The sequence below is a fragment of the Bartonella sp. AP9QHHD genome (genome assembly GCF_042195625.1).
Lineage (GTDB): Bacteria > Pseudomonadota > Alphaproteobacteria > Rhizobiales > Rhizobiaceae > Bartonella.
On the sequence record NZ_JBHIOP010000080.1, the window covers coordinates 1 to 4,025 of the forward strand.

Annotated in this window: 4 protein-coding genes; 3 read left to right on the forward strand and 1 reads right to left on the reverse strand. The window is 31.2% G+C overall.

All coding sequences use genetic code 11. The annotated features are described in order from the left end of the window. The first annotated feature begins 1,001 nt into the window (after window positions 1-1,001). From ACFIK4_RS05680 to ACFIK4_RS05690, 3 genes are read left to right on the forward strand one after another with little or no spacing between them, the layout of a single operon-like run. Complete coding sequence (locus tag ACFIK4_RS05680) at window positions 1,002-1,574, forward strand: helix-turn-helix domain-containing protein (protein ID WP_375675395.1); 573 nt, start codon at window positions 1,002-1,004, stop codon at window positions 1,572-1,574. A gap of 1 nt (window position 1,575) precedes the next feature. Further along, window positions 1,576-2,352 (forward strand): replication initiation protein RepC, encoded by a 777-nt coding sequence (gene repC, locus ACFIK4_RS05685; protein WP_375675397.1) that lies wholly within the window; start codon window positions 1,576-1,578, stop codon window positions 2,350-2,352. Between the two features lie 27 nt (window positions 2,353-2,379). After that, entirely contained in the window at window positions 2,380-2,856 is a 477-nt protein-coding gene (locus ACFIK4_RS05690) for a helix-turn-helix domain-containing protein (RefSeq protein WP_375675399.1), read from the forward strand. Window positions 2,857-2,915: 59 nt separating this feature from the next. Here the strand turns inward: ACFIK4_RS05690 and ACFIK4_RS05695 are convergent, their stop codons facing one another. Beyond that, complete coding sequence (locus ACFIK4_RS05695) at window positions 2,916-3,497, reverse strand: hypothetical protein (RefSeq protein WP_375675401.1); 582 nt, start codon at window positions 3,495-3,497, stop codon at window positions 2,916-2,918. Window positions 3,498-4,025: the final 528 nt, after the last annotated feature.

Genomic DNA, 4,025 nt, shown 5'->3' on the forward strand with positions numbered 1-4,025 from the left:
CATGAAAAACCCCCTCGCTATTTTAAAGTTAAAAATTAAATTAATAGTTAAAATATTAATCTACCCTATAAAATGAAAAAACTATTTTTTCTACTATAAAATTAAAAATATTTAATCTTTTATTATTTAATGAACAAACATTGAATAATATTCAAAATGATATTTTAAAAATATCTTAGAGTATCGTTTAAATATATTGTCTTAATTTATATTATTATTTTTAGATACTTTTATTTCAGTCAAAATACTGAAAAAATTATGCAATATTCTTTTTTTAAAGTACCAGAAAAGACAATAGAAAACCCTGCTTAAAAAGCACAAAGTGTTTTATGGTCGAGCAAATTTCAACAACCAGAAGATTGGCGAAGAGATCACGGGAGCTATAATTCCATTGACCATTATTGATAAAACGTTCTCTCAAGCGCTACTGAAAAATCAAGGCAATATTCCACTACGAACTTTATCAGAAAAAAGTTAATCATAATCTACACAGTCCTTAGTGGACAATTCTTGCAAAGAAAAATTATTGTGTTTAGAATTTATTTGCTCGTATAGGTTGTTTTCTACAGCGCTGTATAACAGCGTGTTTCCTTGGTTATATGTTATTTCGCTTTGCTGTTATTGTAGGTTGTATTAGGTTGTATTGCCATAAAAAACAGTTGTTTGAAAGCTTTACCATATTGAAAATCTTTTTTTTTTTAATATAGCTTTGACCTTGACACGCTTTTTTCAAGCTATGAGTCGTTTCAAATAGAGGGAAGTATAATGGCAAAAAAATAAAAACCCAACTGCGTTAACAGAAGGGTTTCTAAAAATGTCTTAAAGATAAATTAAGTTAGGAAAACCAAGTTAGGAAAACCAAACTAAATTAAATTAAAAAGAATTAATTACCAAATTAACTCCTAATTTAATTTATCGTGATGCATTCTGCAAGAGAAATTTTGTAGAAAAGGGATATTTTTAACGTTTTTTTTGCCTCCAATAGAGAGGTTTTAAAAATTATGGTTAAGAAAACATCTGGAAGAAAGATAAATGCACATCATATAGAATTTAGAAAATTAGCAGAAACTGCTGAGATTGGTTCTGTAAGCCGTGGTCAATTGATTGGATTGGTTAATCAACTGGAACAGACTGACTTCATTAAAGAGAGTGAAGCTAAACTTCTTTTGAATTTGTTAAGGACAGCTCCAAGAGATTCATTTGAAAAAGGTGGAATTCCTATTGTTTTTAAAAGCAATCGACAACTCAGTTATGACATTAAACGGAGTGAATCGCGCGTTAGTTTTTTACTTTCACGCCTTTATGACTGTGGTCTTATTGTCATGCGCGACTCTGGTAACTTTAAACGCTATCCTATACGTAACCATAGCGATGATATCGTAACAGCTTGCGGTATTGATTTACGTATTCTTGTTGCTCGATATCATGAACTTAAGCAAAAAGCAGACGAAGCTCTGGAAGCTTATGATAAAAAGAATGAAACTTTGCATTATTTTAGAGGATTGGTGCGTCAAATTAAAACCTGTTATACAGAAATGGAAGCAACACCGTTTATCTCACTGCTTTTTTTTTAGAATGCAAAAAATCATCCATATTATTGGTCGTCCGGCTAAAGCTTCTCTTGAAAAATTATACAAAGCAATTCGTCTTTTCGAGTGGATTTTACAACGTTTTTTTGAGCAAAAAACATCAAAAGCAAGATACACAGATCTTGCTGACAATATACACATAGAACATACAACCCCTAACTATAATTGTAATTGTAACAAAAATGAGTGTTCAGATAACTCTGAACACACTCAAACCATTAATGTGACCTTCGGTCACAATAAAATGGCTTATGAAAATATAGAAAAAGGCAAGACCGAAACATCACTTCCTTCAAAAGGTAGTACATTGCCTCAAATTAAGCCGGAGATACTAGAAAAGGCTTTACCAAATGCCATCTTGTTTTCTGAATGTAGTTTCCAAACAGAAAGCGATTTGATACATTCTATGTATCCTATGTACAGAATGATTAAAGTTTCAGAACATGCCGCTGAACAAGCTACAAAAATTATGGGACTTAAAAAAACAGCTCTGGCTATTGCTATCATTTTTGAAAAATATGCTAGAGGACTTGTAAAATCACCAGGGGGATATCTCCGCGGCATGATTGATAAAGAAACTCGAGGAGAATTATACCTAGAACGGTCACTCTATGCTTTGCTGAAGCAAGCTGATCAAGAAGAAATAAATAGTTTAAACTTAGAAAAAAATCAGAAAATAAAGCTAAACGAAGAAAAAAGCTCTTTGTTTGAGTTTGAACTCAATAAAACGTTAAAAAATCTAACAATGTCAAAATTTGCATAAAAAATCTTATTAAAGTGAAAAAAATAAATGGATAAAACAAAGAAAATAATAGGGCGACGGTTAACTGCACAACATCTAGAATATCAGAAAATAGCAGAGAACGTTGAATATAAACCAGTAAGCCGCAATAAATTAAGCAAGCTGGCTTATCGATTATCTCATATTGATTTAATTAGTAGAGCAGAATCTTCTGTTCTTTCTACCTTATTAGAAATAACGCCTGATAAAGCCTTTAAAAAAGGTGGAGTTCCTATTATTTTTAAAAGCAATCAAGATATTGGTTTTATGACTCGTAGTCCAGGACGTGTTAGTGTACTTCTTTCAAGTTTGTATGATTGTGGGTTGATTGTAATATGGGATTTTGGATATTTTGGTCGCCAACATATAGATGATAACGATCAATATACTCGCTCAACAAGGGCTATTGATCTGCGTCTTTTTATCATTCGTTACTATGAGCTTAAGGAAAAAGTAGATAAAAAATTAAAACGTATTGCATCCTAATATGGCATATTTTCAGTATACGATACTGATATTGTTAGTTTGAAATTACCTATCCAATATTATGAAAAATCTACACCAATGGCTTTTGCTTGCATTTGTTCGTAAAGTTTTTGAATTACTTTCATATTATCTTTTCGTGCCTCGTTGATTGATAATTCAATTGAGGTTGAAATGCATAATCCTGTATCTTCTAGCCATTGATAATGCCATACCATTGCTTTACGTCCTTCATCATAAGGCAATCCATCTTTTCGGTTTTTTGGTAAGCTATGTGTTTCATTTATAAATTGGTATTGGACAGGATCACTAACAAGAGCTATATGTTTTTTAATGACATCTATATAAGCTAAAGCATTTTTGAAACCTTTGATCATAGCTTTACTGTTACCGTATTGGATAAAATCATTTTCTGTTAAAGAGCGCTCACTACTGATGAGTAACGATATATCACCATTTTGTCCAATATCACGAAGATAATTGTACAAATCACTTCGCACATCATGTAATTTTTTTGCCTCCAATGTATTACTAAATTCTTGCATATATTTATGCTGTTGATCGAACAAATATTCTAGTTTATCTTGATATTTTTCATGCTTACTATCATTTGTATAGATTTTTGCTACTACTTCTTCTTCCACAGAAAAACCTTTCTTAATGAGATGTCTTCTTATGCTAACTTGGAAAAAGAATCCGGACAATAGGCAAAAAATATTTAATTATGTCATAAAAAGTGTTTTTTAAATAAGGTAATTGGAGTTTTTAAATTTGCATAAATAATAATTTATATACGAAATAAATATTTTAATTATTCATCTTTAGTGCCATTAATCCTTATTTTTAAAAGGCGTAAAGAAGGTCGAAAATGAGAAAAATTTTTGATTTAAAAAAAAGAGAAAGAGATAAATGATCAACTTATCCTAGCGGGGATAACTTTTTAGAACCTCTTCCTCCAAAAAAAGATATATACAAGATATTTTTATTTAGCAATTATTTTATTAGATCCTTTATCCTTTTTTAATGAGAGGCTATCTGCCTCTCAAACTCTCTGGAACGCTCACCAAAATCATGGCATCAGATCCGCGTTTAATGAGAGGACTAACAAGTCTTGGTTCTTAGTGTCAAGGAAACCCTTACAGGGCGCCTAAAGGCGTCCTTGACAAAGAACC

What these genes read in the sequence shown, in the direction of transcription:
- repC (WP_375675397.1), top strand. Translation starts at nt 1,576, where the DNA reads ATGCAAAAAATCATCCATATTATTGGTCGTCCGGCTAAAGCTTCTCTT.
- ACFIK4_RS05690 (WP_375675399.1), top strand. Translation starts at nt 2,380, where the DNA reads ATGGATAAAACAAAGAAAATAATAGGGCGACGGTTAACTGCACAACAT.
- ACFIK4_RS05680 (WP_375675395.1), top strand. Translation starts at nt 1,002, where the DNA reads ATGGTTAAGAAAACATCTGGAAGAAAGATAAATGCACATCATATAGAA.